This window comes from Geodermatophilus chilensis (assembly GCF_002802985.1).
GTDB lineage: Bacteria > Actinomycetota > Actinomycetes > Mycobacteriales > Geodermatophilaceae > Geodermatophilus > Geodermatophilus chilensis.
Window position 1 is genome coordinate 1 of record NZ_NVPT01000281.1, and the last position, 3,351, is coordinate 3,351.

At 78.6% G+C, this 3,351-nt stretch carries 3 protein-coding genes; 2 read left to right on the forward strand and 1 reads right to left on the reverse strand.

The window, feature by feature from the left end; translation table 11 throughout:
• Window positions 1-319: 319 nt before the first annotated feature.
• Window positions 320-1,132: a thioesterase family protein gene (locus CNO22_RS26205; protein WP_100502171.1), complete on the forward strand. Its 813-nt coding sequence runs from the start codon at window positions 320-322 to the stop codon at window positions 1,130-1,132.
• A gap of 317 nt (window positions 1,133-1,449) precedes the next feature.
• On the opposite strand, the gene CNO22_RS26210 is transcribed toward CNO22_RS26205, so the two are convergent.
• Entirely contained in the window at window positions 1,450-2,397 is a 948-nt protein-coding gene (locus CNO22_RS26210; RefSeq protein ID WP_100502172.1) for an NAD(P)/FAD-dependent oxidoreductase, read from the reverse strand.
• A 65-nt stretch (window positions 2,398-2,462) separates the two neighbouring features.
• Between CNO22_RS26210 and CNO22_RS26215 the strand changes: the two genes are divergently transcribed.
• Window positions 2,463-3,272, forward strand: a complete 810-nt coding sequence (locus CNO22_RS26215; protein ID WP_100502173.1) for a TrmH family RNA methyltransferase — start codon at window positions 2,463-2,465, stop codon at window positions 3,270-3,272.
• Window positions 3,273-3,351 lie beyond the last annotated feature (79 nt).

Below are 3,351 nucleotides of genomic sequence, written 5' to 3' on the forward strand. Positions count from 1 at the left end.
GTCCGAGGCTCCGGGGCAGGGGTGGGGGCCGGGCACACGCGGCAGAGGGGGACGCCGTCCCCCAGTCCTGGGGGTCCAGGGGACGGCGTGTCGCGCTTCGTGAGGGTGCGGTGACGGTGCGGTGCTACGGACGCCGGGACGTCACCCGAAGTACTCCATCGGCGCCGCCCGGTGACCGGGGGGAGATCGTGGGGCCGGGCCGCGTCGACGGTCGTCCAGCCCGACGCCCAGGGTGCGCGGGTGGAGACGGGAGCCCGGCCGGCCGCTGCACCCCGGGTGCGTGCACTCCGCGGATCCCCGCCCTGGCAGGCTCCGGGACGTGCCGCAGACCGATGGGGACCCGTCCGCCTTCGACGCCGCCACGGCGGTGCGCCGCGCCGAGGGCGGGGGGCTGGTCGCCGACCTCGACCCCGGCTGGGACGTCGGCGGTGGCGTGCTCAACGGCGGCTACCTGCTGGCGCTCGCGGCCCGTGCCGCCGTGCCGGACAGCCCGCACCCGCACCCGGTGGCGCTGTCGGCCAGCTACCTGCGGGCCACCGCCGCCGGGCCGGCCCACCTCGCCGTCACGCCGGGCCCGGCCGGGCGCACGCTGGCGCACTCCTCGGTGCTGCTCGCCGGGGAGGCCGGCCCGTCGATCGCCGCCCAGGTGACGACGGCGACGCTCGGCACGGAGCCGGCCGAGTACACCGTGAACCCCGCGCCGCCGGTGCCCGACCCCGAGGACTGCGTGGCCACCCGGACCACCGGCGCCGGGCCGACCGTCGGCCTGGTCCGGCAGATCGAGACCCGGCTGGACCCCGCGACGGCGGGCTGGACGGTCGGCCGGTTCTCCGACCAGCGGGTGCTGCGGTCCTGGATCCGGCTGGCCGACGGCCGCGACCCCGACCCCCTGGCGCTGCTGCTGTTCGCCGACGCCCTGCCGCCCACCGCCTTCGCCGTCGGCCGGACGGGCTGGGCGCCCACCGTGCAGCTGCAGGTGCTGGTCCGCGCGCTGCCCGCGCCGGGCTGGTGCCTCGTTGAGTCGCGCTCCACCGAGGTGGCCGGCGGCTGGTCGGACGAGGAGTGCCGCATCTGGGACGCCACCGGCCGGCTGGTCGCCCAGGCCCGCCAGCTGGCCCGGGTGGCGCGCTAGCGGCGCCCCTGGGCCGGAGCGCGGCGGCGGGAGACGGTGTCGGCCAGCAGGTCCAGCAGCGCCGCTCCACCGGCGTCCGCCCCGCTCCCTTGCTGATGATCATGAAGCGCCGGTGGCGACACACTGCATCCCGTCGGTGTGTCGCCACCGCGGCTTCATGATCGTCCGAAGGCGGGGATGCCGAGGGCTCGTGCAGCCGCCACGGCCGCCGGCAGGCCGATCGCGCGCAGCGCGGCCTTCGCTGGCGAGCCGTCGGAGCGCTCCGTCTCGGCCGCCTGGTCGGCCGGGCCCGGGGGACGGGCGAGTCCGGCCGGCACTCAGCGGCCGCCCAGCTCGGTGCCCAGCAGGTGCCCGGAGGTCCAGGCGCTCTCCACCCGGGACGGCGCGGACCACCCGTCGCCGCAGACGCCGATGCCGTCGGCCAGCCCGAAGGGCTCCGGGCGGGCCTCGGCCGGCCGCGCGTACGTCCACCGGTGCACCGTGGTCCAGGCCGGGGGGACGTCGATGCCGAGTGCCCGGCCGACCGCGGCGGCGACCGGGCCGGCGGCGGCGTCCCGGTCCTCGAGGTGCGCGGCCGCGAGCTCAGGGGTGGTGTGCGCGACCAGCACCGGGGCGCCGTCCCCGCGCCGGTCGCCGTCGTCGGCCACCCAGGTGACCGCCGGGTCGTCGTGGACGAACGCGCCGTGCAGGTCGGCCGGCCAGCGGCGCTCGGACCACCCGAGGACGACGGCCAGCGACGCCTCCCACGGCCGCTCGTCGAGCAGCCGCCCGGCCGTGTCGGCGTCCAGCAGGCGGCGGGCCTGCGGGTCGGGCATGGCCAGGACGACGGCCGGCACGTCCTCGTCGTCCACCCGCGGGCCGGGCTCCACCCGGGTCACGGTGCGCTCCTGTGTGACGTCGAGGCCCTCGGCGAGGTCGGCCACCAGCGAGCGCAGGCCTCCGGGCGCGGCGTACCGGACCGGGCCGGTGGTGGTGGACCCCAGCCCGTCGGGCCCGGCGACGGCGAAGGTGTCGGTCCACGGGCGGGCCAGGCCGCGCGCGACCCAGTCGGCGACCACCGCGGCGAAGGGCGAGCCCTCCCGCGCGGTCAGGTAGGAGGCACCGAGGTCGACGGTGCGGTCGGACAGCGTCCGCGAGGCCATCCGCCCGCCCGGCCGGCGGCCGCGGTCGAGCACGCGGACGGGCAGCCCGGCCTCGGCCAGGGCACGGGCGCAGGCGCAGCCGGCGATGCCGGCGCCGACGACGGTCACGGGGGAGGGAGGCACGCCGACGATCCTGCGGGCCGGACGGTGCGCCCGCCCGCCGAGCGCGGCTTGGCAGGATCGGCGTCGTGCCGCTCGAACCCGCGACGATCACCGACCCGGACGACCCGCGGGTGGCCGACTTCCGCGACCTCAAGGCCGGGGACCGACGGCCGGGCACCGAGCGCGGCACCGGACCGGTGATCGTGGAGGGCGTCCCCGCGGTGCAGCGGCTGCTGGCCTCGCCCTACCGGGTGCGTGCCGTGCTGGGCGTGCCCGGGCGCGTGGCGGCGTTCGACCTGCCCGAGGGGGTCGCGGCCTACGAGGCGGACAAGTGGGTGCTCTCGGAGGTCATCGGCTTCCGGCTGACCCGCGCGGTGCTGGCCTCGGCCGACCGCCGTCCCCCGGCCGACCTCGACGCGCTGCTGGCCGGGCCCGACCCGGCCGCGCCCCGCCGGCTGGCCGTGCTGGAGGCGCTCAACGACGCGGAGAACCTGGGCTCGATCGCCCGCTCCGCGGTGGCCCTCGGCATCGACGGCCTGCTGCTGGACCCACGCTGCGCCGACCCGCTCTACCGCCGGTCGGTGCGGGTCTCGATGGGCCACGTGCTCGCGCTGCCGTTCGCCGTCCTGCGCGAGTGGCCCGGCGGGCTGGACCGGCTGCACGAGGCCGGCTACCTGACCGTGGCGCTCACCCCGGCCGACGACGCGGTCGACCTGGCCGAGGTGGACCCGCGGGCGCACCCGCGCACGGCGGTGCTGCTCGGGGCGGAGGGGCCGGGACTGACCCCCGAGGCACAGCGGGCCGCACGGGTGCGGGCACGCATCCCGATGCGGGCGGGCGTCGACTCCCTGGGCGTCGCCGCCGCGGCGGCAGTGGCCTTCGCGACTCTGCGCTGACGGCCCCCTGCACGGCCCCGTCCCGGGTCCCACCCTGAGCCTGCGAAGGGTGGGGAGGACCTGTCGCCTATACACATCT